The 23,546-nt window shown below is 68.7% G+C and carries 27 protein-coding genes; 16 read left to right on the forward strand and 11 right to left on the reverse strand.

Translation table 11 applies throughout. The features are described 5' to 3' along the window. Positions 1-7: 7 nt before the first annotated feature. Both SBI80_RS11285 and SBI80_RS11290 read right to left on the reverse strand, forming a co-directional pair. Positions 8-496 (reverse strand): DUF2771 domain-containing protein, encoded by a 489-nt coding sequence (locus SBI80_RS11285; RefSeq protein ID WP_318974617.1) that lies wholly within the window; start codon positions 494-496, stop codon positions 8-10. Further along, positions 496-2,040 (reverse strand): MFS transporter, encoded by a 1,545-nt coding sequence (locus tag SBI80_RS11290; protein WP_318974619.1) that lies wholly within the window; start codon positions 2,038-2,040, stop codon positions 496-498. The genes SBI80_RS11285 and SBI80_RS11290 overlap by 1 nt, the downstream gene beginning before the upstream one ends. 194 nt (positions 2,041-2,234) lie before the next feature. On the opposite strand from SBI80_RS11290, the gene SBI80_RS11295 reads away from it, so the two are divergent. Next, positions 2,235-3,014: a DUF3027 domain-containing protein gene (locus tag SBI80_RS11295; RefSeq protein ID WP_318974621.1), complete on the forward strand. Its 780-nt coding sequence runs from the start codon at positions 2,235-2,237 to the stop codon at positions 3,012-3,014. On the opposite strand, the gene SBI80_RS11300 is transcribed toward SBI80_RS11295, so the two are convergent. Both SBI80_RS11300 and SBI80_RS11305 read right to left on the reverse strand, forming a co-directional pair. Then, complete coding sequence (locus tag SBI80_RS11300; RefSeq protein ID WP_318974623.1) at positions 3,015-3,467, reverse strand: SRPBCC family protein; 453 nt, start codon at positions 3,465-3,467, stop codon at positions 3,015-3,017. It abuts the gene before it with no gap. Positions 3,468-3,503: 36 nt separating this feature from the next. Further along, positions 3,504-3,770, reverse strand: a complete 267-nt coding sequence (locus SBI80_RS11305) for a DUF2530 domain-containing protein (protein WP_318974625.1) — start codon at positions 3,768-3,770, stop codon at positions 3,504-3,506. Between the two features lie 50 nt (positions 3,771-3,820). Here SBI80_RS11305 and SBI80_RS11310 point away from each other — a divergent pair, with 50 nt between their 5' ends. The 3 genes from SBI80_RS11310 to SBI80_RS11320 are packed head-to-tail and all read left to right on the forward strand — an operon-like array spanning position 3,821 to position 5,413. Continuing rightward, positions 3,821-4,252 (forward strand): Rv0880 family HTH-type transcriptional regulator, encoded by a 432-nt coding sequence (locus SBI80_RS11310; protein WP_318974626.1) that lies wholly within the window; start codon positions 3,821-3,823, stop codon positions 4,250-4,252. 28 nt (positions 4,253-4,280) lie between these two features. Beyond that, on the forward strand, positions 4,281-5,135 hold the full coding sequence (locus SBI80_RS11315; RefSeq protein ID WP_318974627.1) for a TrmH family RNA methyltransferase: 855 nt from the start codon (positions 4,281-4,283) through the stop codon (positions 5,133-5,135). Beyond that, the gene (locus tag SBI80_RS11320; protein WP_318974628.1) at positions 5,132-5,413 is read left to right on the forward strand and encodes a DUF2537 domain-containing protein; all 282 of its coding nucleotides are present in this window, start codon (positions 5,132-5,134) and stop codon (positions 5,411-5,413) included. The genes SBI80_RS11315 and SBI80_RS11320 overlap by 4 nt, the downstream gene beginning before the upstream one ends. Positions 5,414-5,421: 8 nt before the next feature. Here the strand turns inward: SBI80_RS11320 and sepH are convergent, their stop codons facing one another. Further along, complete coding sequence (gene sepH, locus SBI80_RS11325) at positions 5,422-6,216, reverse strand: septation protein SepH (RefSeq protein ID WP_318974629.1); 795 nt, start codon at positions 6,214-6,216, stop codon at positions 5,422-5,424. Between the two features lie 77 nt (positions 6,217-6,293). Beyond that, positions 6,294-7,400 carry a phosphoserine transaminase gene (gene serC / locus SBI80_RS11330; RefSeq protein WP_318974630.1) on the reverse strand — a complete coding sequence of 369 codons (1,107 nt, stop codon included), beginning with the start codon at positions 7,398-7,400 and terminating at the stop codon, positions 6,294-6,296. A gap of 219 nt (positions 7,401-7,619) precedes the next feature. Between serC and SBI80_RS11335 the strand changes: the two genes are divergently transcribed. After that, complete coding sequence (locus SBI80_RS11335) at positions 7,620-8,648, forward strand: AurF N-oxygenase family protein (RefSeq protein ID WP_318974631.1); 1,029 nt, start codon at positions 7,620-7,622, stop codon at positions 8,646-8,648. Between the two features lie 9 nt (positions 8,649-8,657). Then, positions 8,658-10,325, forward strand: a complete 1,668-nt coding sequence (locus SBI80_RS11340) for an FAD-dependent oxidoreductase (protein ID WP_318974632.1) — start codon at positions 8,658-8,660, stop codon at positions 10,323-10,325. A gap of 12 nt (positions 10,326-10,337) precedes the next feature. Here SBI80_RS11340 and SBI80_RS11345 read toward each other — a convergent pair whose 3' ends face one another. Continuing rightward, on the reverse strand, positions 10,338-10,790 hold the full coding sequence (locus SBI80_RS11345) for a VOC family protein (protein WP_318974634.1): 453 nt from the start codon (positions 10,788-10,790) through the stop codon (positions 10,338-10,340). A 117-nt stretch (positions 10,791-10,907) separates the two neighbouring features. Between SBI80_RS11345 and SBI80_RS11350 the strand changes: the two genes are divergently transcribed. Beyond that, on the forward strand, positions 10,908-12,170 hold the full coding sequence (locus SBI80_RS11350; protein ID WP_318974636.1) for an HNH endonuclease signature motif containing protein: 1,263 nt from the start codon (positions 10,908-10,910) through the stop codon (positions 12,168-12,170). A 15-nt stretch (positions 12,171-12,185) separates the two neighbouring features. Here the strand turns inward: SBI80_RS11350 and SBI80_RS11355 are convergent, their stop codons facing one another. Together SBI80_RS11355 and SBI80_RS11360 are read right to left on the reverse strand one after the other, a co-directional pair. Then, entirely contained in the window at positions 12,186-12,797 is a 612-nt protein-coding gene (locus SBI80_RS11355; RefSeq protein WP_318974638.1) for a maleylpyruvate isomerase N-terminal domain-containing protein, read from the reverse strand. Further along, positions 12,794-13,921 carry a citrate synthase 2 gene (locus tag SBI80_RS11360; RefSeq protein ID WP_318974640.1) on the reverse strand — a complete coding sequence of 376 codons (1,128 nt, stop codon included), beginning with the start codon at positions 13,919-13,921 and terminating at the stop codon, positions 12,794-12,796. Before SBI80_RS11360 ends, SBI80_RS11355 begins: the two co-directional genes overlap by 4 nt. Positions 13,922-14,004: 83 nt before the next feature. Between SBI80_RS11360 and pdxH the strand changes: the two genes are divergently transcribed. The 7 genes from pdxH (at position 14,005) to SBI80_RS11395 (ending at position 20,643) form a co-directional block, all read left to right on the forward strand. After that, entirely contained in the window at positions 14,005-14,664 is a 660-nt protein-coding gene (gene pdxH, locus SBI80_RS11365; protein ID WP_318974642.1) for a pyridoxamine 5'-phosphate oxidase, read from the forward strand. 2 nt (positions 14,665-14,666) lie between these two features. Continuing rightward, on the forward strand, positions 14,667-15,926 hold the full coding sequence (locus tag SBI80_RS11370; RefSeq protein WP_318974644.1) for an MFS transporter: 1,260 nt from the start codon (positions 14,667-14,669) through the stop codon (positions 15,924-15,926). Between the two features lie 44 nt (positions 15,927-15,970). Next, positions 15,971-16,648 carry a TetR/AcrR family transcriptional regulator gene (locus SBI80_RS11375; protein ID WP_318974645.1) on the forward strand — a complete coding sequence of 226 codons (678 nt, stop codon included), beginning with the start codon at positions 15,971-15,973 and terminating at the stop codon, positions 16,646-16,648. Next, a complete protein-coding gene (locus SBI80_RS11380; protein WP_318974647.1) occupies positions 16,641-17,327 on the forward strand; it encodes a TetR/AcrR family transcriptional regulator in 687 nt (228 codons plus the stop codon). The genes SBI80_RS11375 and SBI80_RS11380 overlap by 8 nt, the downstream gene beginning before the upstream one ends. Positions 17,328-17,389: 62 nt before the next feature. Continuing rightward, positions 17,390-18,703: a citrate synthase gene (locus tag SBI80_RS11385; RefSeq protein WP_318974648.1), complete on the forward strand. Its 1,314-nt coding sequence runs from the start codon at positions 17,390-17,392 to the stop codon at positions 18,701-18,703. Positions 18,704-18,776: 73 nt separating this feature from the next. Then, positions 18,777-20,234: an MFS transporter gene (locus SBI80_RS11390; protein WP_318974650.1), complete on the forward strand. Its 1,458-nt coding sequence runs from the start codon at positions 18,777-18,779 to the stop codon at positions 20,232-20,234. After that, positions 20,224-20,643: a MarR family winged helix-turn-helix transcriptional regulator gene (locus SBI80_RS11395; RefSeq protein ID WP_318974652.1), complete on the forward strand. Its 420-nt coding sequence runs from the start codon at positions 20,224-20,226 to the stop codon at positions 20,641-20,643. The genes SBI80_RS11390 and SBI80_RS11395 overlap by 11 nt, the downstream gene beginning before the upstream one ends. A gap of 17 nt (positions 20,644-20,660) precedes the next feature. On the opposite strand, the gene SBI80_RS11400 is transcribed toward SBI80_RS11395, so the two are convergent. Beyond that, the gene (locus tag SBI80_RS11400; protein WP_318974654.1) at positions 20,661-20,921 is read right to left on the reverse strand and encodes a DUF2630 family protein; all 261 of its coding nucleotides are present in this window, start codon (positions 20,919-20,921) and stop codon (positions 20,661-20,663) included. A 31-nt stretch (positions 20,922-20,952) separates the two neighbouring features. Between SBI80_RS11400 and SBI80_RS11405 the strand changes: the two genes are divergently transcribed. Both SBI80_RS11405 and arfA read left to right on the forward strand, forming a co-directional pair. Continuing rightward, positions 20,953-21,315, forward strand: coding sequence for an FKBP-type peptidyl-prolyl cis-trans isomerase (locus SBI80_RS11405; protein ID WP_318974656.1), 363 nt, complete (start codon positions 20,953-20,955; stop codon positions 21,313-21,315). Between the two features lie 2 nt (positions 21,316-21,317). Then, a complete protein-coding gene (gene arfA, locus SBI80_RS11410) occupies positions 21,318-22,196 on the forward strand; it encodes a channel-forming protein ArfA/OmpATb (RefSeq protein ID WP_318974658.1) in 879 nt (292 codons plus the stop codon). A 1-nt stretch (position 22,197) separates the two neighbouring features. On the opposite strand, the gene SBI80_RS11415 is transcribed toward arfA, so the two are convergent. Further along, on the reverse strand, positions 22,198-23,544 hold the full coding sequence (locus SBI80_RS11415) for a HAMP domain-containing sensor histidine kinase (protein WP_318974659.1): 1,347 nt from the start codon (positions 23,542-23,544) through the stop codon (positions 22,198-22,200). Positions 23,545-23,546: the final 2 nt, after the last annotated feature.

Consider the following 23,546-nt stretch of genomic DNA (forward strand, 5'->3'; position numbering starts at 1 on the left):
ACTTGGTCTAGGGCCAGACGGTGGCAACCGACCATTCCGCGTGCGGCCACGGGAACTCGTTGTTCTGCTCGTCGCGCACCAGCGTCGGCAACTGGACCGCGATGCCGGTGAGCCGCCCTCGCCGGGGATCGACGGTGGGGATGGTCACGGCGAGTTTGGTGTCGGGGCGGAACTCGTCGACGGTGGGCTCGGCCCCTCCCTCGTAGGCGCGGATCAACACCCACGGCGCCCTGGCGATGGCGGGCGGGACCGACAGTTGCACCGGGTCGCGGGAGGTGACGTCGAGCTCTCCGACGGTCTTCGGCACGTCGCATTCGGTGATCTCGAAGACGTCGCAGAAGCGATACGGCCCGACCCGCACCAGTTGGCCGTGCGTGTAGGCGCTGATCTCGGGATGCTTCGGGGCAGGGGTGCGGCTGAGCTGCCAGACGAGCACGCCGGTGGCCAGCGAGGCCACCACGGCCACCGCGGCGAGGATCACGATCACGCGCTTCACTACCGCACCGCCGATGCCGTACTGCGATTCTCTTGCTCGGCGAACACCGGGCGGTTGCCACCCAGGCCAGGGATCAGCGAGTCGCCGCCCTCGCTGACCAGCGTCTGTGCCAGACCCAGGATGAGCACCGCGGTGATCCCGGTGAAGCCGGCCCACAGGTCGGTGTAGATCAACACGCCCATCGCACCGCCAGCGACCCACGCCAGCTGCAGCAACGACTCCGAGCGCCCGAACGCCGATGCGCGCGACTGCTCGGGCAGGTCGTCCTGCAGCGAGGCGTCCAACGAGGCCTTCGCGATCGCGCTTGCCCCCGACGTCACCAGTGTGGCCAGGGCGGCGACGTACAGGTTGCCGAACACCGCCGTCGCCAGCGCCATCACCGTCACCGCGGTCGCCGCGCGCACCACCAGCCGCGACGGATTGCCGAGCTGCAGGCGCGCGGCGGTGAAGTTGCCGACGAAGTTGCCGATGCCCGCTGCGGCGCCGATCAGGCCGAGGATTCGCAGCTGTTCCCAGCCGCTGGCGTCGTGGGACTTGGCGACGAACGCCGGGTACAGGAACAGGAAGCCGACCATCGCCTTGATGGTGCAGTTCCCCCACAGTGAGGTGATGATGTTGCGGCCCAACGGTTGTCGTGTCTTGGAGGTGACCTCCGGACTTGGACGGCGGAAGTGCTCGTCGGTGCCGTGGTAGCTCAGCGTGGTGGGCACCTCGCCCTCGGTGACCTCGACCCACCTGGGGATGCGCATCGACAGTCCCGCCCCAACCACGGTCACGGCGACGGTCACGTACAGCGCACCGGGCAGGTGGAAGAGCCCGAAAACGTACTCGACCCCGGCCGCGACGGCGCCTCCGGCAATGGTGCCGCCGAGCAATCCGAACATGGTCAGGCGGGAGTTCACCCGGACGAGGTCGATGGTGGGCGGCAGCACGCGAGGAGTCATCGCGCTGCGCAGCACGCTGAAGGACTTCGAGAGAACCATCATTCCGAGCGCGCACGGGTAGAGGACCCAGGGCGGAAAGCTGCCCGTCGCCGCGTCGTAGTTCGCGATGAGGACCACGGCCAGCGCCGTCCGCCCGGCGAATGACATGGCCAGCGCGACGCGGCGGCCGTGTTGCAGCCGGTCGAGTGCCGGGCCGATCAGTGGGGCGATGACGGCGAACGGCGCAATGGTGATGAGCAGGTACAGCGCCACCTTGCTCTTGCTCTCACCCGAGGCCGCCGCGAAGAACAGCGTGTTGGCCAGCGCGACGGCCATCGCCGAGTCGGCCGCGAAGTTCGCCATCACGGGGTAGGTCAGCGCCGTCAGCCCCGACTTGTCGGCACCGTCGGCGGTCGCGGCCTTCTGGAACAGGCCGTACATCTTGGAGCCCATCTCGCGGCCGCGCTCGGCGGGGCCCCGAGGCCGGCCGGCGGACTGCCCGACGCCACCGGGTTGCGACGCCGACTCGTAGCTGCGACGTCCCTCCTCGATGGGCGGCAGCCAGCGGTTGGCACTCGACTGCCGCGTCGGACCGGTCGGGCCGCTGGGGTAGTTGGCCATGCCGGGATGCTCCCCGCGATGATCGGCCGGGGGACGGGGCGGATGGTAGCCGCGGTCACGGAACTCATCGGGCCCCGATGGGGGGTCACGCCGCGATCCGGTCACGTCACTGATTGTTCCCCATCGGACCGACCGTCGCCCGCAGGGCGGCCGGTGTGGCTTTGCTCTGGGGTCGTCAGGCAGTATTGAGCGCGATGGACAGCATGATCGAACCGGCCGAGCAGGCCCCAGAGTCGGATCTGACCGCCGTGCTGGCGGCAGCGGTCGACGCTGCGCGCACCGCGATCCTCGAATTCGAGGGCGGCGACGCACAGGGTTTGGTCGGCGAATACCTCGGCGTCGACTTCGACGATCCCTACGCAGCCACCCACCGGTTCCTCGCCAGCATGCCGGGTTACCAGGGGTGGCAGTGGGCCGTGGTGGTCGCGGCGTACCCCGGGGCCGACCACGCCACGATCAGCGAGGTCGTCCTGGTGCCCGGTCCGACGGCACTCCTGGCGCCCCAGTGGGTGCCGTGGCAGGACCGCGTGCAGCCGGGTGACCTGAGCCCCGGTGACCTGCTCGCCACCCCGGTCGACGACCCGCGGTTGGTCCCGGGCTATCTGTCCTCGGGTGATGAGGAGCTCGACGAACTCGCCGCCGAGGTCGGCTTCGGCAAGCGCCAGGTGCTCAGCCAGTTGGGCCGGATGGAGGCCGCCGAACGCTGGTACGACGGGGACTACGGCCCCGGTTCGGCGATGGCGCGGGCCACCCGCAAGGTGTGCCGTGACTGCGCCTACTACCTGTCGCTGGCCGGTTCGCTTGGCACGCTGTTCGGCGTCTGCGCCAACGAGATGTCGGCCGACGGGCACGTCGTCGCGGGGGAGTACGGCTGCGGTGCGCACTCCGACACCCCACAGCCGGCGACCATCGGCTCGCCAATGTTCGACCCGTACGACGACGGTGTGCTCGACCTGACCCAGCCGGAGGGCTGACTAGCCCTCGGCGGCGGCCTTGATGCGGCGCAGCGAGGCGTTCATCCCGTCGACCAACTCCCGCTCGAAGCTCGGCACGCCACCCATCACGGCGTTGACCAGGAGATTCGACACCGGCTTCACCCCGTTCTCGGCGTGCCGGCTCTCGATTAGGCGGGTTCCGGTATCGGTCGACTCCAGCTCGTAGGTCCAGACGGTGTTGTTCTCGTTGACGCGGAACGCCAACTTCCGCTGCGGGATGACCTCGATGACCCGGCAGGTCGTCGGCCACAGCAGCAGCTTGCGACGGTTGACGTTGATGGTCCTGGTCCCGGGGCGCAGCGGACCGAAGGCCTTCATGAGCCGGCACTGCGGGCTCCACTTCGGCATCAGCTCGAAATCGGACACCAGTGACCACACCCGCTCCGGCGATGCGTCGATGTCGATCTGGGCCTGCAACAGGGCCTCGGCCATGACTGCTACTCCTTCGTCTTCGTCGCTGAAGTCATCTCACTGGAGGCCGCTCTGCGCACCACGTGCACCGCGGCGCACGGCACTACGTTGCCACAGGAAGATCGACGTGCCCAACACGCCGACGCCGAGCCCGGCCACCGTCACTGGGCGCCAGTCGTGCAGCCCTGGCACGGTGAAGGCCAACACCGCGGCGATTAGCCAGCCCGCGGCGATCACGTAGATGACCGGCCACGGCCGGAGCAGGACTTCCGGCAGCGCCGGCGCTACCGGCGGATCGTCATGCGGCGGGGGCGTGGCGTCCATTGCGGACCAACCTAGTGGATTCGGACAGCGGTATCGGTACTGTTTGCGTCGTGACCGACCCCGACGCACGCCTGGCCAGCGATCTTTCGTTGGCCGTCGTGCGGTTGGCGCGGCAGTTGCGGTTCCGGCGGCCCGACTCTCCGGTGTCCCTTTCGCAGATGTCCGCGCTGGCGACGCTGGCCAAGGAGGGCCCGATGACACCGGGAGCGCTCGCCCTGCGCGAGCGGGTCCGACCGCCGTCGATGACGAGGGTGATCGCGTCGCTGGCCGAGCTGGGTTTCGTCGACCGGGGCGCGCACCCCGACGACGGCCGCCAGGTGCTGGTGTCGGTGTCGCGCTCCGGGCAGGAGCTGCTCGACGTCGAACGTCGCGCCAGCCAGGAGTGGCTGCAGCAGCGGCTGGCGGCGTTCGCGCCCGCGCAGCGCAAGACGCTCGTGGAGGCCGCCGAGCTGATGTCCGCGATCGTGGACGAAGGAAGTTGAGCCGCGCCGTCCCGTTGGTGACGTGGGCATGGCGCTGATCATCGACGTCGACGATCCCGCCGATCCGCGGCTCGACGACTTTCGCGATCTCAACAGCATCGACCGCAGGCCGGACCTGCCCAGCGGCAAGGGTCTCGTCATCGCCGAGGGCGTGCTGGTGGTTCAGCGGATGCTGGCGTCGCGCTTTCGGCCGCGGGCCTTCCTCGGTACCGACCGCCGGCTCGGCGAGCTGGGCAGCGACCTCGACGTGTCCGATGCCCCGTTCTACCGGGCCAGCGCGGAGGTGATGGCCGCGGTCATCGGCTTTCATCTCAACCGCGGGGTGCTGGCCGCAGCGCCCCGGCCGCCCGAGTCGTCGCTGGCGCAGGTGCTCGACGGGGCGCGCACCATCGCGGTGCTCGAGGGCGTCAACGATCACGAGAACCTCGGTTCGGTGTTCCGCAACGCGGCCGGTCTCGACGTCGACGCGATCGTGTTCGGTCTCGGGTGCGCCGATCCGCTCTACCGTCGCGCGGTGAGGGTATCGATGGGACACGCCCTGCTGGTGCCCTACGCCTGGTCCGCCCATTGGCCTGCGGATCTGGAAGTATTGCGAGACAGCGGATTTCGCGTCCTCGCGATGACCCCCAACCCGGCCGCCCGCACGCTGGCCGCGGCGATGGCGACGCTGGTCGAGGACCGGGTGGCGATCCTGGTCGGGGCCGAGGGCCCGGGGCTCGACGAGCGGACGATGCGGGCCAGTGACGTGCGGGTGCGGATCCCGATGTCGCGGGGAACGGACTCGTTGAACGTGGCTACCGCTGCGGCCCTTGCCTTCTACGAGCGAGCTAGGCTCGGCGCGGAGGTCGGACGCGCGGTGACCGGGGAAGGGTTGAGCCAGTGAACGACGACGCCACGCCCTGGGGCACCGGGCTGACGGTGGCCGCCTTCGTCGCCGCGGTGACGGCAGGCGCCATCATCGTGCTCAGCATGGGTTTGACCCGGGTCAATCCACTGCTCGCCGTCGGGCTCAACCTGGTAGCCGTCGGAGGGCTCGCACCAACGGTGTGGGGGTGGCGGGCCCGACCGGTGTGGCGCTGGTTCGTGCTCGGCAGCGGCCTGGGAGTGGCGATCGGATGGCTGGCGCTGCTCGCGATGGCCCTCGGGGGCGTCCTGGGTTGATCGCCTAGTCAGGGCTGGGTGCCGGAACGCACGCCGAGGAGGACGTCCTCCCAGCCGGGCACTTCGGGCTTGCGCTTGCGGGTGCGGGGCTTGGGCGCGGGCTTGGTCGGCTCTGGCTCGGCGGTTACCTCGACGGCCGGCACGGGCTCGGGCAAGGACAGATCCAGCGTCGGCACCGGCGTCACGGAGCGTAGCGGCGGCCGGTCGAACTCGGGATCGATCAGCTCGGCTGCCGCGTCGTCGAAGGCCGTTGCGGTGCCACCGTGGGCGCCGGGGACGAAGCGGAAGTGCGCGACGTTGTCGGACCGGCCGGCCTTCCACGACAGCTGCACGGTCCAGCGTCCGTCCTCGTTGCGCCAGGCGTCCCACGACGTGGCGTCGGGGTCGAGTCCACGCGCGACGAGCGCCGTCGTCACCGTCTCGAGCAGGGTGAGGACGGCCGGGCCGTCGGCGAGCACCGGATGCGATGCGGTCGCAAGTTCCGCGGCGCGCGAGCGTTCCAGCAGCACGGGATGGGCGAAACGTTCGACGCGGCTGATTTCGACGCCTGCCGCGCTGGCCACCTGTTCGACGGATGCGCCGGCGCGGATCCTGGCTTGGATTTCCTTGGGCGTCAGCACGTTCGGAACCTCGACATCGACTTGAGGGGGCATGGCGGCAGCGCGATCGCCGTTGAGGGCGGCGCGCAGGCGATCATCGGGACGGAGGACGAACTTCTCGCCGGAGTCGACCCGCTCGCAGATGATGCGCGTGCCGGCCCCGGTCTCGTTGAAGTCGAGTCCGACGACCTTCAGTTCCCGCATGTGCGACCTCCTAGGGCGGCTCAACGGCCCACCCTACTTCGTTATCGGCCCGTAACCGGGCTGACACGCTGGCGGTGTCAGAGACGCTCGACGACCCAGTCCACGCACGCGGTCAGGGCGCTCACGTCGTCGGGTTCGACGGCCGGGAACATCGCCACCCGAAGCTGGTTGCGGCCCAGCTTGCGGTATGGCTCGGTGTCGACGATGCCGTTGGCCCGCAGTGTCTTGGCCACGGCAGCGGCGTCCACCTCGTCGCTGAAGTCGATGGTGCCCACCACTTGCGAACGCAACGCGGGGTCGGCGACGAACGGGGTGGTGTAGCTGGTCGCCTCGGCCCACGAGTACAGCCGCTGGGACGAGTCGGCCGTGCGCTTGACCGCCCAGTCGAGGCCGCCGTTGCCGTTCAGCCAGTCGAGCTGGTTGGCCATCAGCACCAGGGTGCCGATCGCCGGGGTGTTGTAGGTCTGGTTCTTCAGGCTGTTGTCGATGGCGATGGGCAGTGACAAGAAGTCGGGGACCCAGCGACCTGCAGCCGCGATGCGTTCGACCCGGGCCAGCGCGGCCGGGCTCGTGATGGCGAACCACAGTCCACCGTCGGAGGCGAAGTTCTTCTGCGGGGCGAAGTAGTAGGCATCGGTGTCGGCGATGTCAACCGGCAGGCCGCCGGCCGCCGAGGTCGCGTCGATGACCACCAGGGCGTCACCTGCCGGGCGCTGGATCGGCACGGCGACACCCGTCGAGGTCTCGTTGTGCGCCCACGCCACGACGTCGACCGACGGGTCGGACTGCGGCTGCGGCGCGCTGCCCGGATCGGCCTTGACGATGATCGGGTCACCGACGAAGGGATTGGCGGCCACGGCGGACGCGAACTTGGCGCTGAACTCGCCGAACGTGAGGTGCAGCGAGCGCTCGTCGATCAAACCAAACGCGGCGGCGTCCCAGAAGGCCGTCGACCCACCGTTGCCGAGGATGACCTCGTAGCCGTCGGGCACGGAGAAGAGGTCGCGGATCCCGTCGCGGACGCGGCCGACGAGGTTCTTCACCGGCGCTTGGCGGTGCGAGGTGCCGAACAGGTGGCTGGAGTCCAGCAGCGCCTGCAGTTGCTCGGGGCGCACCTTCGACGGCCCGGACCCGAACCGTCCGTCGGCGGGCTTGAGGTCGGCGGGGATTTCGAGTTCGGCCATGGCTCCCCAGCGTAGTGAAGCCGGTGGACGGGCCGATCGGCAGGAGGCGCCGCGGGTGTTCGAGTGGGGGGCAGGCCATTCGACTGTGAGCTGGTTCACATGTGATGCGGATAACCCCGCTGAGGCACATCTCAGGAAAGTCCCTGGTTAATTACTGGGACCACGGGTACTGTTACTGGACAGCAAGCATACGAATGTAAACCCGCTGGGAGGCTTCGAGTGGCTGTCAAGACTGCACGTACGCGCATCATCCGACGCTGGCGCAAGAACATGGACGTCTTCGACGACACCCAGTATGTCGAGACGCTCAAGACGCTGTCCGAGGGCTCGGTGCGACGCAACTTCAATCCGTTCACCGACATCGACTGGGACTCGCCGGAGTTCGCCGTCGTGCCCAACGACGAGCGCTGGATTCTGCCGATGACCGATCCGATCGGCAAGCACGAGTGGTACCGCGCCCAGCCCGTTGAGAAGCAGATCGAGATCGGCATGTGGCGGCAGGCCAACGTGGCCAAGGTGGGGTTGCACTTCGAATCGATCCTCATTCGCGGCCTGATGGAGTACGCGTTCTGGACGCCCAACGGCTCACCGGAGTATCGCTACTGTCTGCACGAGGCCGTCGAGGAGTGCAACCACACGCTGATGTTCCAGGAGATGGTCAACCGCATCGGCGCCGACGTCCCGGGCATGCCGACGCTCCTGAAGTGGGTTCAACCAACGATTCCGTTGGTCGCCGGCCCGCTGCCGATCCCCTTCTGGTTCGGCATCCTCGCCGGCGAGGAGCCCATCGACCACACGCAGAAGAACGTGCTGCGCGAGGGCAAGGCACTGCATCCGATCATGGAGCGCGTCATGGCGATCCACGTCGCCGAGGAGGCGCGGCACATCTCCTTCGCGCACGAATACCTGCACAAGCGGGTCCCCACACTGTCGCGTCGCAAGCGCTTCTGGCTGTCGATCTACGTGCCTGTCGTCATGCGGGTCCTGTGCTCGGCGATCATCGTGCCGCCCCGTGCCTTCTGGAAGGAATTCGACATCCCGCGGTCGGTCCGCAAGGAGATCTTCTTCAAGTCACCCGAGTCGCGTCAGATGCTGCGCGACATGTTCGGCGACGTCCGGATGCTTTGCGAGGAAACGGGTTTGATGAACCCCGTCGCCAAGCTGGTCTGGCGGATCTGCAGGATCTACGGCAAGGCCAGCCGTTACCGCAGCGAGCCGCAGCGTCAGCACCTGGTGAGTGCCGCCTAGGTCACGACGATGCCCCACGTCATCACCCAGTCGTGTTGCAGCGACGGGTCCTGTGTCTACGCGTGCCCGGTCAACTGCATTCATCCGTCGCCGGATGAGCCGGGGTTCGCCACGGCCGAGATGCTGTACATCGATCCGGTCGCCTGCGTCGACTGCGGTGCGTGCGTCAGCGCGTGTCCCGTCGGTGCGATTGCGCCCGACAGCAAGCTCGACGAGAAGCAGCAGGTGTTCGTCGAACTCAACGCGGCGTTCTATCCCAAGCGCGAGGGCAAACTGCCGCCGACCTCGAAGCTGGCGCCGGTGCTCGAGGCGCCGATGGTGCACCGCCGGGCGAGCGGCCCGCTGACCGTGGCGATCGTCGGGTCGGGGCCCGCGGCGATGTATGCCGCCGACGAACTGCTGACCCAGCAGGGCGTGCGGGTCAACGTCTTCGAGAAGCTGCCGACGCCATATGGTTTGGTGCGGTCCGGGGTGGCGCCCGATCATCAGTCCACCAAGCGCGTCACCAAGCTCTTCGACCGCGTGGCGGACCTGCGGGGGTTCACGTTCTTCCTCAACGTCGAGGTCGGCGAACACGTCTCGCACGCCGAACTGGCCGAGCATCACCACGCCGTCCTCTATGCGGTCGGTGCTCCCAACGACCGTCGTCTCGACATCGAGGGGATGGATCTGACGGGTACCGGCACCGCGACCGAGGTGGTGGCCTGGATCAACGGCCACCCCGACTTCGTGGGCCTGCCGGTGGATCTCGGCTCCGAGCGCATCGTCATCGTCGGCAACGGCAACGTGGCCCTCGACGTCGCGCGGGTGCTCACCACCGACCCGGACGACCTGGCCCGTACCGATGTCTCCGATCACGCACTGGCGGCCCTGCGCGAGTCGCGGGTACGCGAGGTCGTGGTGGCGGCCCGACGGGGCCCGGCGGCATCGGCGTTCACCCTGCCCGAGCTCATCGGTCTGAACGCAACGCACGAGGTGGTGCTGTCGGCGCGGGATCACGACCGGGTATTGCAAGACCTCCTCTCCGAGTCGGACCCGCTGACCCGCAACAAGCTCGAGGTGCTGGCCAAGCTCGCGGTCGCGACGACGCCGGCGACTCGTCCCCGCATCCGGCTGGCCTACGGGTTGACCCCCCGTCGACTGCTCGGCGATCAGCGGGTCGAGGGCATCGAGTTCACGGTCACGGGCACCGACGACGTCGAACGCCTCGAGGCAGGCATGGTACTTACCTCGATTGGCTACCGCGGCAAGGCGATTCGTGACTTGCCGTTCGACGAGAGCGCTGCCGTCGTCCCCAATGAGGGTGGCCGGGTCGTGGGTCTGCGCGGCGCCTACGTGGCCGGGTGGATCAAGCGGGGGCCCACCGGCTTCATCGGCACCAACAAGTCGTGCGCGGCCGAGACGGTGCGACATCTGGTAGACGACTACAACGACGGGGTGCTGCCCGATCCGCGGGGAAGTCAATCGGCGCTGACGAAACTCGTCAGGGCCCGGCAGCCCGAGGTGGTGGACGCGGCCGGCTGGCGTGCCATCGACCGGGCGGAGGTCGCCCGCGGCGGAGAGAAGCGGCCGCGCGACAAGTTCGTCGCTATCCCCGACATGCTCGCCGCGGCTGCCACTGCCACTGCCCCGGCGCCGTCGCTCGGGGAGCGCCTGCTCGCGGGGTTGCGCCGCTAGCGACTGCCGCAGCTATTGGCTCGCCATGGCCGCGGCGATCTCCTCCATGCTGACCTCGCGCACCGGCTGCCCGAGGGACCACTGGTGGCCGAACGGGTCCCGCAGCACGCCGTAGCGGTCACCCCAGAATTGGTCCGCCAAGGGCGCGACGACCTCTGCGCCCGCGTCGAGTGCGCGCTGAAAGGACGCTTCGACGTCTGGGACCTGCAGGTGGATGGTGATCGGCGTGCCGCCCAAGGCCTTGGGCGTGCTCGACTTCCCGTCGTTGAAGTCCGGGAAGTCGTCGGCGAGCATCACGGTCGATCCATTGAGCGTCAACGCGGCGTGGACGAGGCGCCCGTCGGGATGGGGCACCCGGCCCAGCTCGGTGGCACCGAAGGCCTTGACGTAGAAGTCGATCGCCGCGGCGGCGTCGTCCACGACGAGGTGTGGGGACAGGGACGGTTGGACGTCTTCGATGGCCATGGCGATCCTTTCGATGGGGGTTGGTCACCAGTGTGGACCGGGGTCGCCACCGAAACTCATCGGACGGCTCGTTTGGCGCCGGCCGGTGTTGTCGGTGGCTCGTGCTGTGATGGAGTCATGTCCACGGCGGCAACCTCTTTGGCTCCTCAGGAGCGGTTGGAGGTGCTGTTCGCCGAGATGGAGGAACTCGCCGGGCAACGCAACGCCATCGACGGCCGGCTGGCGCAGATCGCCGCCGAGATCGACCGCGACGCCATCTGGGGCTCCACCGGCGCGCGCTCGGTGCCTGCGCTGGTGGCGTGGAAGCTGGGCATCTCCCCGCACAACGCGGCGAACCTGGTGACGGTGGCGCGCCGGCTGCACGAATTCCCCCGCCTGGCCGAAGCCACCGTCCAGGGCCGCCTCTCGCTGGATCAGATCGGGGTCATCGCCGCCGGGGCGGCATCGGGCTCCGACGATCACTACGCCGAGCTGGCCGTGGTCGCGACGGTCACCCAGCTGCGGACCGCGGTGAAGCTGGAACCCCGCCCGGATTTGGGACCCAAGCCCGAGCCGGAGCGCTCCTTCGTCCGCAGGGAAGGCGACCGCGGTACGACGTGGCGGATCACCCTGCCACCTTCTGAGGCGGCGGTGTTCGATGCCGCGGTGCAGTCGCACCACGACGCGTTGATCGCGCAGTGGAGACGCGACCACGGCGACGGCAGCGACGATGAAGACGACCGCGATGCCGGCGGGGATGACGTGCGGGTGCCGCCGTTCCCGGATCGGGTCGATGCGTTCCTGGGTGTGGTGCAGGCCGGCTGGGACACCGACGTGGCCCACCGTCCACACGGGCAACGCACCACCGTAGTCGTGCACCTTGACGTGGAGAACCGTTCGGCGGCCTGGCATCTGGGGTCACTGCTCTCCGACGACGAACGCCGGATGCTGCTCTGTGACACCACGTGTGAGGTCTGGTTCGAACGCCACGGCCGGGTCATCGGTGCGGGACGCGAGACCCGCCAGGCTAGCCGCCGCCTACGCCGAGCCCTGGAACACCGCGACCGCTGTTGTGTGGTCCCCGGGTGCGGGGCCACCCGCGGGTTGCATGCTCATCACGTGCGGCACTGGGAGGACGGCGGCCCCACCGAGCTGGAGAACCTCGTTCTCGTCTGCCCCTACCACCACCGGCTGCACCACCGGGGCGGCATCACGATCGCCGGCACCGCCGACGACCTGATCGTCACCGACGCCGAGGGCACCCCGTTGACCAACGCCTCGCTGGCCCGCCCGCCGACCACACCTCCGCCGGATGTCCCGCCGTGCACCGGCCCGCTCGGGGAACGCGCCGACTGGTGGTGGTACGACCCCTACGAACCACCACGGCGAGAAGCCAATTGAGACGACCGAGCCCGGCTAGACGACCGAGAACCCCGCGGGCAGTCCCGTGCGCCCGGTCAGCGCCAGCAGCACCGGCGCGCCCGCACCGGACGACGCGGCGATCTGGGCGGCCAGCGTCGTCGCCTCCGTCACCACCTCGTCGGGCATCGCGGCGTCCAGCCCGGCGGCACCGATGATGTCCAGACCGTGCACGGCGAGTTCGAACACCCGCGTCGGCAGGTAGTTCTCCAACCGGATGCCGAGGCCGCCGATCACCTCGATCAGTGGATCATCGACCTCGGCGAGGTCGGCGACCACCCGATCGAGTAGCGCGTCGACGGCAACCGCGGGCCGTTCCCCGAGATCGCGACCGGCCTGGCGCCCGCGTTCGACGATGGCCGCCGAGCCCGCGCTCGATGCGTAATCACGGATCCGGGCGTAGTAGTCGGCCGCGCTGGTGACGTCCTCCTGCTCGGCCGGAGTCCTCAGGTAGGTGCTGACGGTGGTCAGCGAGCGCGACGCGTGCCCGACCAGTGCCCGCAGGTCCCACTCGCCGAGACCCGGTCCGTCCCAAGCTGATTCGGGGATGACATGGACCAGTTCGGCGAACGCCTTGGCCGCCGAGAGGAAGGTCGTCCTGGTGGTCACGACGTCGTGATCTGGTCCCAACCCTCGACCGACTCCGGGCTGCGCGGCGCCGGCCCGACGTAGATGGCCGCGGGCCGAACCAGCTTGCCGAGCCGCTTCTGTTCGAGGATGTGCGCGCACCACCCGGCGGTGCGGCCGCACGTGAACATGGCGGGCATCATCTTCGGGGGGACGTCGGCGAAGTCGAGCATCACCGCGGCCCAGAATTCCACGTTCGTCTCGATCGCCCGGTCGGGGCGGCGCTCGCGCAACTCGGCGAGCGCGGCCTGCTCGAGGGCGGCCGCCACTTCGAAGCGGGGCGCAGCCAGTCGCTCGGCCGTCGCGCGCAGCACCCGGGCTCGCGGATCCTCCGCCCGGTAGACGCGGTGGCCGAAGCCCATCAGCTTGTCCTTGCGGTCGAGTATCGACTTGACGACGCTGCGGGCGTCACCGGAGCGCTCGACCTCCTCGATCATCGGCAGCACGCGGGCGGGCGCACCGCCGTGCAGCGGACCGCTCATGGCGCCGACGGCTCCCGACAGCGAGGCCGCGACGTCGGCCCCCGTCGAGGCGATGACCCGGGCGGTGAAGGTGGAGGCGTTCATGCCGTGCTCGGCCGCGGACACCCAGTACGCGTCGATGGCTTCGACGTGTCGCGGGTCGGGGTCACCCTTCCAGCGCGTCATGAAACGCTCTGTCACGGTGGCACATTCGTCGATGTTGCGCTGCGGAACCGCGGGCTGATGAATGCCGCGGGCCGACTGCGCGACGTAGGACAGTGCCATCACCGATGCCCGCGCCAGCTGATTGCGCGCGGTCTCGTCGTCGATGTCGAGCAGTGGCTGGTAACCCCAGATCGGGGCGAGCATGGCCAGTCCGGCCTGGACGTCGACGCGGACGTCACCGGTGTGGATGGGCAGTGGGAAGGGTTCGGCGGGCGTCAGACCCCGGCCGAACTTGCCGTCCACGAGCAACGACCAGACGTCACCGAACGTGACGTGGTGAGCCACCAGATCCTCGATGTCGACGCCGCGGTAACGCAGTGCGCCGCCATCCTTGTCTGGCTCGGCGATCTCGCTGGTGAAGGCCACGACGCCTTCGAGCCCCTCTACGAATCCCTCGGGAATGTTGGACGCGTCGGTCATGAGCAGATTCTCGCACCACGGCCACCGTCGACCGCTACCGGTCGGTAACCCAACCCTGGCCTGCCGGGCGTAGCGTTTGCCGCGTGAGTTCGAGTGACGAACACCTGGCGCGCATGCGGGTGGAATACGGGTCCCCGGAGAAGGACGGCAGTGCGGATCTCGACGCCGATTGGGTGGCCGACGGCTGGATCGTCCTGTTGCGCAGCTGGTTGGCCGATGCCGAACGCGCCGGGATCGCCGAGCCCAACGCCATCGTCGTCGGCACGGTCGACGCCCGAGGAAGACCCGATACCCGCACCGTGTTGTGCAAGGGCGTGGACGAATCGGGCATCACCTTCTACACCAATTACGGCTCCGCCAAGGGTGAGCACCTGGCTACCACGCCGTATGCGTCGGCGACCTTTCCGTGGTTCGCGCTGGGTCGCCAGGTCCACGTCCGCGGCCCGGTGACGAAGGTGGCACCCGAGGTGACGGCCAGCTACTGGGCCAAGCGGCCGCGCGGTTCGCAGCTGGGCGCGTGGGCGTCGCACCAGTCGCAGCCGGTCGCCTCGCGCGAGGCGCTGCTCGGTCAGCTCGCAGAGGTCACCGAGCGGTTCACCGGTGTCGCCGAGGTGCCGGTACCGCCGAACTGGGGTGGTTACGTGATCGCACCCGAGTCGGTCGAGTTCTGGCAGGGTCGCGAGAATCGCGTGCACAACCGGATCCGCGTGGCGGGACCGGTCGTCGAGCGACTGCAGCCCTGAGGGTGGCGGGGGTCTTCGCCGACACCACACCGCTGCGGACGCCGGATTTCCGCAGGCTGTGGCTGTCGGGCATCGTCACGGTCATTGGTGCCAACCTCACGATCTTCGCCGTCCCCGTTCAGCTCTACGCGCTGACCCAGAGCTCCGCCTACGTGGGTTTGGCCGGCCTCTTCGCGCTGGTGCCGCTGGTGGTCTTCGGGTTGTGGGGCGGTGCCTGGGCCGACGCGATGGATCGCCGGCTGCTGTTGATCATCGCGTCCGTTGGGCTAGCGGTGTCCTCGATCCTGCTGTGGGTGCAGGCCGCCCTCGGCCTGAACGACGTGTGGGTGGTGCTGTGCCTGCTCTCGGTTCAGCAGGCCTTCTTCGCGATCAACAGCCCGACGCGCTCGGCGGCGATTCCGCGGATGCTGCCGTACGAGCAGTTGCCCGCCGCCAACTCGCTGAACATGACGGTAATGCAGTTCGGCGCCATCGTGGGGCCGTTGCTGGCCGGCGTCCTGCTGCACTTCGTCGACCTGTCGACGCTCTACGCCATCGATGCCCTGACGTGCGTGGCGCCGATCTGGGCGACGATTCGGCTGGCCAAGATGCCCCCGACCGGCCTCGCGGAGGGCACCTCGAAGTGGGGTTTCGCGGCCGTCCTCGACGGCTTCCGCTATCTGGCAGGCAACCGCGTCGTGTTGATGTCCTTCGTGGTCGACCTGATCGCCATGATCTTCGGCATGCCTCGGGCGCTGTTCCCGGAGATGGCGCACCAGAGCTTCGGCGGGCCCGTCGAGGGCGGCACCGCCATGGCGTTTCTGTCGGCGGCCATCGCCGTCGGCGCCGTTGCGGGCGGGGTCTTCTCGGGTTGGCTGCCACGCATCAGGCGGCAGGGCTTCGCGGTGGTGGTCGCCATCGTGGTGTGGGGGGTCGCCATGGTCGGCTTCGGGCTGGCGGCCGGCTTTGCGGGTGGCCGGGCCAACGCGTTGCTTTGGGTGGCGCTGGCGTTCCTTGCCATCGGCGGTGCCGCCGACATGGTGTCCTCGGCGTTCCGGTCCACGATCCTGCAGCAGGCCGCCTCCGATGAGCTGCGAGGTCGCCTCCAGGGCGTCTTCACCGTCGTCGTCGCGGGTGGTCCACGGCTCGCCGACGCCGTGCATGGCGCATCGGCGGCAGTCGTCGGTACCACGGTGGCCGCCGCCGGTGGAGGTGCGCTGGTGGTCGTCGGGGTGGTGATCGCGGCGTTGCTGGTGCCCGCGTTCGTCCGATACCGAACCTGACGAGGCTGCAGGTTTCCTGGCCACGCCGGAGTTAACATCGTCTCGTGATCGACGTGTCGAGCGGCTCGCCGCCTGGTCTGCGCGAACGCAAGAAACTCCGGACGCGTGCCGTGCTCGTCGACGCTGCGGTGGAACTCTGCCTCGATCGGGGTTACGAACAGACCACCGTCGAGCAGATCGCCGCGTCGGCCGGTGTCTCGCCCCGAACGTTCAGCCGCTACTTCCCGACCAAGGACGCAGTGTTCCTGACCCTGCTGGAGGACTACTCCGAGGGGGTCGCCGTCGAACTGGAGGCCGTGCCGTCGCACGTGGGTCCGATCGAGGCGATGCGGCGCGCGCACGTGGCGTTCCTCACCCGCGTCGCGGAGCGGCAGCCGGGTCGGCTCAGCTCTGAACGCATCGTGCTCATGCAGCGCGTCTTCAACGCCTCCGAGGCGTTGAAGCGCGCCGCCTCGGAGTTCCGGCACGACGTGACGGCGGCGGTGCTGGCCAAGCGGATGGGGGTGCCCGTCGACAACCGGCGCGTGCAGTTGGCGACCATGCTCTTCTCGGCCACCATCGTCAACGCGTGCGGTGACCTGATCGCGAACACCAAGACCGTCCGGTTGGGGCCGAACATCATGGTCGACCGGATCAACGAGGCGTCCAAGCAGGTCGCCGCGATGACCTCCGACCTGCAGGGTCCGCCCACAGGCGACGACTACGAGCCGGTGTATGCCTAATACGTTCCCGCCTCGGGGTCTGAGGGAGCGCAAGAAGCTCCGCACCCGGGTGTCGCTCATCGAGGCCGCCGCCGAGCTGTGCTTGGAGCGCGGCTACGACAACACCACCGTCGAGCAGATCGCCGCGGCTGCCGACGTCTCGCCGCGGACGTTCAACCGCTACTTTCCTACCAAGCAGGCGGTGGTGGCCGCCATCACCGATGACCTCGACGACCTGATCGCCGAGGCGATGGACCGGCTGCCCCCGGGCGGCACCGTCTACGACGATCTGCTGGCCGCATCGGTGGACGTCTTGGACAGTCGGAACGGGTACGAGACGCCGGGGTTCCGCCGTCTGGCGATGCTGATCCAGATCATCAACGCCTCGGTGTCCTACCGGGCGTCGGCGCTGGCGCTTCGGCATGACGTCACCAACCAGGCCACGATGCGGGTGATGGCGCGCCGGATGGGCGTTCCGGCGGGGGATCGCGCCGTCACGCTGGCGACCGACGTCTGGGCGGTCATCTTCGCCGACTCGTTCGCCGGGCTTGGCCAGCCGGGCAACGACCCGTTCGAACCCGAGGTCATCTGCGAGCGGCTGGCCGCGACGGTGGAACTGTTCCGCCACACCTGGGTGCCGTTGGCGGCGGTCGGTGGAGCCCTCGACGGGCAACCCCCCACGAGCGCCGGAAACCGATAGCGACTACCTTCCACTAGTGACGGACAGCTCGCTCCGGCCGACAAACCGTAGAAGGGGTTAACGTGCCCGAAGACTCCAGTTCCCGCCAGGATTCGGACGAGGTCGCCACCCTCCGTTACCCGGGGGGCGAGATCGACCTGGAGATCGTGAAGGCGACGGAGGGATCCGACGGCATCGCACTGGGCTCGCTGCTGGCCAAGACCGGTTACACCACCTTCGACGGTGGCTTCGTCAACACGTCGTCGACGAAGAGCTCCATCTGCTACATCGACGGCGACGCCGGCATCCTGCGCTACCGCGGCTACCCCATCGAGCAGCTCGCGGAGAAGTCCACCTTCATCGAGGTCAGCTATCTGTTGATCTACGGCGAGCTGCCGACGGCCGATCAGCTCGAGAAGTTCACCACCCAGATCCAGCGGCACACCTTGCTGCACGAGGACCTCAAGCGGTTCTTCGACGGCTTCCCCCGCAACGCGCATCCGATGCCGGTGCTCTCCAGCGCGGTCAACGCCCTCTCGGCGTACTACCCGGATTCGGTCGATCCGCTGGAGAAGGACCAGGTCGAGCTCTCCACGATCCGGTTGCTGGCCAAGCTGCCGACGATCGCCGCGTACGCCTACAAGAAGTCGGTCGGCCAGCCGTTCCTCTACCCTGACAATTCACTGACGCTGGTCGAGAACTTCCTGCGGATGACGTTCGGGTTCCCCGCCGAGCCCTACGAGGTCGACCCCGAGATCGTCCGCGCGCTGGACCTGCTGCTGATCCTGCACGCCGACCACGAGCAGAACTGCTCGACGTCGACCGTGCGCCTGGTCGGTTCTTCGCAGGCCAACCTGTTCACGTCGATCTCCGGCGGCATCAACGCGCTGTGGGGTCCGCTGCACGGCGGCGCCAACCAGGCCGTGTTGGAGATGCTGGAGAAGATCCGCACCGGCGACGACGACGTCAGCACGTTCGTCAAGAAGGTCAAGAACCGCGAAGAGGGCGTGAAGCTCATGGGCTTCGGGCACCGCGTGTACAAGAACTACGACCCGCGGGCGCGCATCGTCAAGGAGCAAGCCGACAAGATCCTTGGCAAGCTCGGCGTCAACGACGAGCTGCTGGACATCGCGAAGCAGCTCGAGGAAGTCGCGCTGACCGACGACTTCTTCGTCGAGCGCAAGCTGTACCCGAACGTCGACTTCTACACCGGCGTGATCTACCGGGCGATGGGCTTCCCGACGCGGATGTTCACCGTGCTGTTCGCCCTCGGCCGCCTGCCGGGCTGGATCACGCACTGGCGTGAGATGCACGAGTCGCCAAGCAAGATCGGTCGCCCGCGGCAGATCTACACCGGGTACACCGAGCGCGACTACGCCGACATGGGTCAGCGCTAGCCGCTTCCTCCGCGAACGTCGGCTGCGCCACAGTCGTTTGCATGGGTAATGGTTGTGGGTTCACAATAGTTGTGTGAATACAACCATCGATGCGCTCACGCCCCGGCGCAAGGTCATCATCCTGGTGTCCTGCTGTCTGAGTCTGCTGATCGTGTCGATGGACGCGACGATCGTGAACGTCGCGATCCCCAGCATTCGCACCGACCTGCACGCCTCGCCCTCGCAGTTGCAGTGGGTCGTCGACGTCTACACGCTGGTGCTGGCCTCGCTGCTGATGCTGTCGGGTGCGACGGGTGACCGGTTCGGCCGCCGGCGCGTGTTCCAGATCGGGTTGGTGGTGTTCGCCGTCGGCTCGCTGCTGTGCAGCCTGGCACCCAACATCGAGACGCTGATCATCGCGCGACTGCTGCAGGCCGTCGGCGGATCGATGCTCAATCCCGTTGCTCTGTCCATCATTTCGCAGGTCTTCACCGAGCGTGTCGAACGAGCGAGGGCACTGGGCTTCTGGGGTGCGGTGGTCGGAATCTCGATGGCGCTTGGCCCCGTCGTCGGTGGTCTGCTGATCGAGCTGGTGAGCTGGCGCGCGGTCTTCTGGATCAACCTGCCGATCTGCGCGGCGGCCGTCGTGCTCACGGCGATCTTCGTCCCGGAGACCAAGTCCAAGACCATGCGCAACATCGATCCGATCGGCCAGGGCCTGGCGGTGCTGTTCCTGTTCGGCGTCGTGTTCACCCTCATCGAGGGTCCGGAATACGGCTGGACCAACCCCCGTGTGATCGCGGTCGCCGTCGTCGCGGTGCTCGCCTTCGTTGCCTTCCTACGCTTCGAGTCCCGGCGGCACGACCCGTTCATCGATCTGCGCTTCTTCCGCAGCATCCCGTTCGCCGGCGCTACGCTGACCGCGATCTGTGCGTTCTCGGCGTGGGGGGCGTTCCTGTTCATGATGTCGCTGTACCTGCAGTCCGAACGCGGTTACTCCGCGATGCACACCGGGCTCATCTATGCCCCGATCGCCATTGGCGCGCTGGTCTTCTCGCCGATCTCCGGACGGATGGTTGGCCGTTTCGGCGCGCGGCCGTCGCTACTGATCGCCGGCGTCCTGATCACCGCCGCCTCGGCGCTGCTGTCACTGCTGACCAAGACCACGCCCGTGTGGGGACTGCTCGGGATCTTCGCCGTCTTCGGCATCGGCTTCTCGATGGTCAACGCGCCCATCACCAACGCCGCCGTCAGCGGCATGCCCCTGGACCGGGCCGGCGCGGCGTCGGCGGTGACGTCGACCAGCCGGCAGATCGGCGTGAGCATCGGTGTGGCCCTGTGCGGTTCGATCGCAGGCGCGGCGCTGGCACGGACCGGCGCGGACTTCGCGGACTCGGCCCGTCCGCTCTGGTATGTCTGCGTCGGACTCGGCGTCGTCATCTCGGGCATCGGCCTGTTCTCCACCTCGGAGCGGGCGTTGCGCTCCGCCGAGCGGCTCGCCCCGCTGATCGCAGGCAGCGCGCAGCCGAAGGTGAGTGTCCATGCCGGGTGATCCCCTCGCCGACGACGTGTGGCGCACCATGGCCGCGGTGGTGTTCGACAACCGCGACGCTTGGAAGCGCGACGTCATCGACACCACGGGATTGCCGTTCAGCAGGGTGCGGGTGCTGCGCCGGCTGGCGCGGCAGCCCATGACGGCCAAGGAGATCGCCGAGGCCGCCACGATGGACGCACCGGCCACCAGCGTCGCCGTCAACGACCTCGAGGACCGCGGCCTGGTCGTGCGGACGGCGCATCCCACCAACCGCAGGTGCAAGGTCATCTCGCTGACCGACGAGGGCCGCCGGGTGGTCGCCGAGATCGATGCGGTGGAGGATCCCGCGCCGCCTCCGTTCGCGGCGCTGGCCCCCGACGAGCTGCGGAAGCTGGCCGCGATCCTGGACAAGCTCACCGCAGGCTAGGCCCCTGCCGTCATGCCTCAGCCCAAGTAGCCCTCGACCTCGTTCTCGGGACGGACGGTCGCCTGGTCGGGATCCTGGCCCGTCTCACGCAGCGCGCGGCGCTGCCGCAGCAGGTCCCAGCATTGGTCGAGCTGGACCTCGAGGCGCTGCAGCCGGCGATGCTCCTCGGTCTCGGAGATCTCGCGATGCTGAAGCTTCGACCGGAGTTCCTTTTCCTCGGCGACCAGTTCATGGACTTGGGCGAGGATGTCGGCGTCTTTGTTCGAGTCCGTAGTCACGGCTCCAGTCTGCCCGACTACGGTGTCAACCGTGGCAACTAAACCCGAGATCGAATTTCCAGACGGTCCTGCCCCCGACGACCTCGTCATCACCGACGTCGTCGTCGGTGACGGCGCCGAGGCCGTGCCGGGCGGCACCGTCACCGTTCACTACGTGGGCGTCGAGTACGACACCGGCGAGGAATTCGACAGCTCCTGGAACCGCAACGAGTCCATCGAGTTTCCGCTGCGCGGACTCATCGAGGGATGGCAGGACGGGATCCCGGGGATGCGGGTCGGCGGTCGCCGCAAGCTGACGATCCCGCCGGCCAAGGCCTACGGCCCCGCCGGATCGGGACACCGGTTGTCGGGCAAGACGTTGATCTTCGTGATCGACCTGCTCGACGTCCGCTGAGGATGCCAACGGCGGGCATCCGATGGCGGCTGGCCGTCGTCACGGTCGCACCGATGGTGCTGTGCGGTTGCGGTTCCACGCCAAGCCTGACTCCGCCGTCGGGCACTTCACCGGCCAGCGCGCCGGCCAGCACGTCTGCCTCCCAGCCGGCGGCACCGTTCGGCGCCATGACGATCGCCCGCACCGGCAACGGCTTCAGCCTGCGCGGGGAAGTGCCAGACGAGACGATGCGGACGTCGCTGCCGGACACCATCAAGCAGGCAATGCCCGGAGCCGTCATCGTCGCCGACCTCGTCGTCGTGCCGGGAGTCCGGGCGCCGGACATCGGCGGCCTCGGGGCGCTGTTCGGCTCGGCCATGGGAGTTCAGGGATTCTCCGTCGTGCTCGCCGGTGACACCGCGACGTTGACGGGCACGGCCTCGGTAGCGGCCGACCGAGACGCCGCCGCGGCTGCGGTGGCGCAGACGTGGCCAAACGTGAACGTGGTCAACCAGATTCGCGCTCCGGGTGCCGGATCGTCGTGCGGCACGCTCGGTGCCGACGTCGCCGCGGTACTCCAGACGCCGATCCGCTTCGCCACCAACCAGTCGACGCCGGCGCCCGATGCCAGGGGGCTGATCGGCCAGATCGCCGAGAAGGTCAAGACGTGCCCGAGCGCCAAGCTCACCGTCGTCGGCTACACCGACGGCACGGGCGGCGACGCGATCAACGTCCCGCTGAGCGCCAGACGCGCCCAGTCCGTGGCCGACGCCCTGGTGTCGGCCGGCGTCCCAGCCGCCGAGGTGACGTCGCGCGGAGCCGGCGCCACCAACCCGGTGGCGGACGACTCGACGGCAGCCGGCCGCGCCAAGAATCGCCGCGTCGAGATCGTGGTCGGTTGAGCTAGGACGGGCCGGGCAGGCGCAGCAGCAACCGCGCCCCACCCAGTGGGCTCTCCTCCAATGAGGCTGTGCCGCCGTGTAATTCGGCCTGCTGGGCCACCAGGGCCAGGCCGAGCCCGGAACCGGAGTGTGACGCGGTCGACCCGCGTGAGAAGCGTGCGAACACCACCGTGCGCTCCTCCTCGGGGATGCCGACGCCGTCGTCGTCGATCGCGATCTCGACCCCGGCGCGCGAGCTCACCGCCGACAGCTGCACCCGGGTCGCGCCACCATGCTTGACGGCGTTGGCGATCGCGTTGTCGACGGCAAGTCGCAGACCGGCGGGCAGGCCGACGATGATCACCGTCGGCGCCGGCACCAGTGAGACGTCGAGATCGGGGTAGACCCGCATCGCGTCGTGCGCGGCCCGGTCGAGGAGCTCGGTGATGTCGACGGGCGCATGGTCGTCGGAGGTCGAGAGTTCGCCTTGGGCCAGCCTTTCGATGGCCCATAGCGTCGACTCGATGCGCGTCTGGGTGCGGATCACGTCGCCGAGCACCTCCTTGCGCTGATCCTCGGCCAGGTCCAGCGTGGCGAGCACCTCGAGGTTGGTGCGCATCGCGGTCAGCGGGGTGCGCAGCTCGTGCGACGTGACGGCGGCGAAGTCACGGGACGAGACCAGCGCGGCCTTGGTGCGGTCCTGCTCCTCCCAGATGCGTTGCACCATGCCGTTGACGGCGTCGGCGATCTCGACGGCCTCGGTGGCGCCACGCACGTCGATGTCCGGGGCCTCACCGCCGACGTCGATGGCGCGCGTCTGCTGCGCAAGGCGTTTCAGCGGCCGGACCGCGAAGGCGGCCAGCAGCCAACCCGCCACCGCAGCCGCACCGATCGCGCCCGAGCAGATCATGATCACCCTGCGGTGCAGGTTGTTGGTGTCGGCGATCGTCGCGTCGTAGGTGGCACCGACCGCGGCCGTCATCGGCCCCTGGGGACCGTTCAGCTGCACCGTCCGCACCCGGTAGCGCACCCCGTCGATCGTGGTGTCGGCGTACCCGGCGGGCAGCTCCGGCAGCGTCACGTCGGAGTTCGAGGTGACCTGCCCGCCGGCGCGCCGCACCGTGATGATGGCGTCCTGGTCGTTGGGCGACTTGGGAATCTGGTCCAGGCCCCGGGGCAGGAAGGGGATGGCGAACCCCGCTGCCTCGTCGAGCCGTCGGTCGAGGCGCTCCTTGCGGTCGTTGGTGATGCCGATCCAGACGATCACCCCGACGATCCCGACCACGATGGCGGCCGCGATGGCCGTCGCGAAGGCCACGCGGGTTCGCAGCGAGGGGGTCCGCCGGAACACGCGCGACAGGATGTTCATGG

Origin of the sequence: Mycolicibacterium sichuanense (assembly GCF_033741125.1) — a bacterium.
GTDB lineage: Bacteria > Actinomycetota > Actinomycetes > Mycobacteriales > Mycobacteriaceae > Mycobacterium.

Excerpts from the sequence above, each read along its gene's own strand:
- SBI80_RS11290 (WP_318974619.1), bottom strand. The coding sequence starts at position 2,040 with ATGGCCAACTACCCCAGCGGCCCGACCGGTCCGACGCGGCAGTCGAGT.
- SBI80_RS11295 (WP_318974621.1), top strand. The coding sequence starts at position 2,235 with ATGGACAGCATGATCGAACCGGCCGAGCAGGCCCCAGAGTCGGATCTG.
- SBI80_RS11300 (WP_318974623.1), bottom strand. The coding sequence starts at position 3,467 with ATGGCCGAGGCCCTGTTGCAGGCCCAGATCGACATCGACGCATCGCCG.
- SBI80_RS11305 (WP_318974625.1), bottom strand. The coding sequence starts at position 3,770 with ATGGACGCCACGCCCCCGCCGCATGACGATCCGCCGGTAGCGCCGGCG.
- SBI80_RS11315 (WP_318974627.1), top strand. The coding sequence starts at position 4,281 with ATGGCGCTGATCATCGACGTCGACGATCCCGCCGATCCGCGGCTCGAC.
- sepH (WP_318974629.1), bottom strand. The coding sequence starts at position 6,216 with ATGCGGGAACTGAAGGTCGTCGGACTCGACTTCAACGAGACCGGGGCC.
- serC (WP_318974630.1), bottom strand. The coding sequence starts at position 7,400 with ATGGCCGAACTCGAAATCCCCGCCGACCTCAAGCCCGCCGACGGACGG.
- SBI80_RS11340 (WP_318974632.1), top strand. The coding sequence starts at position 8,658 with ATGCCCCACGTCATCACCCAGTCGTGTTGCAGCGACGGGTCCTGTGTC.
- SBI80_RS11345 (WP_318974634.1), bottom strand. The coding sequence starts at position 10,790 with ATGGCCATCGAAGACGTCCAACCGTCCCTGTCCCCACACCTCGTCGTG.
- SBI80_RS11350 (WP_318974636.1), top strand. The coding sequence starts at position 10,908 with ATGTCCACGGCGGCAACCTCTTTGGCTCCTCAGGAGCGGTTGGAGGTG.
- SBI80_RS11360 (WP_318974640.1), bottom strand. The coding sequence starts at position 13,921 with ATGACCGACGCGTCCAACATTCCCGAGGGATTCGTAGAGGGGCTCGAA.
- SBI80_RS11380 (WP_318974647.1), top strand. The coding sequence starts at position 16,641 with ATGCCTAATACGTTCCCGCCTCGGGGTCTGAGGGAGCGCAAGAAGCTC.
- SBI80_RS11395 (WP_318974652.1), top strand. The coding sequence starts at position 20,224 with ATGCCGGGTGATCCCCTCGCCGACGACGTGTGGCGCACCATGGCCGCG.
- arfA (WP_318974658.1), top strand. The coding sequence starts at position 21,318 with ATGCCAACGGCGGGCATCCGATGGCGGCTGGCCGTCGTCACGGTCGCA.
- SBI80_RS11415 (WP_318974659.1), bottom strand. The coding sequence starts at position 23,544 with ATGAACATCCTGTCGCGCGTGTTCCGGCGGACCCCCTCGCTGCGAACC.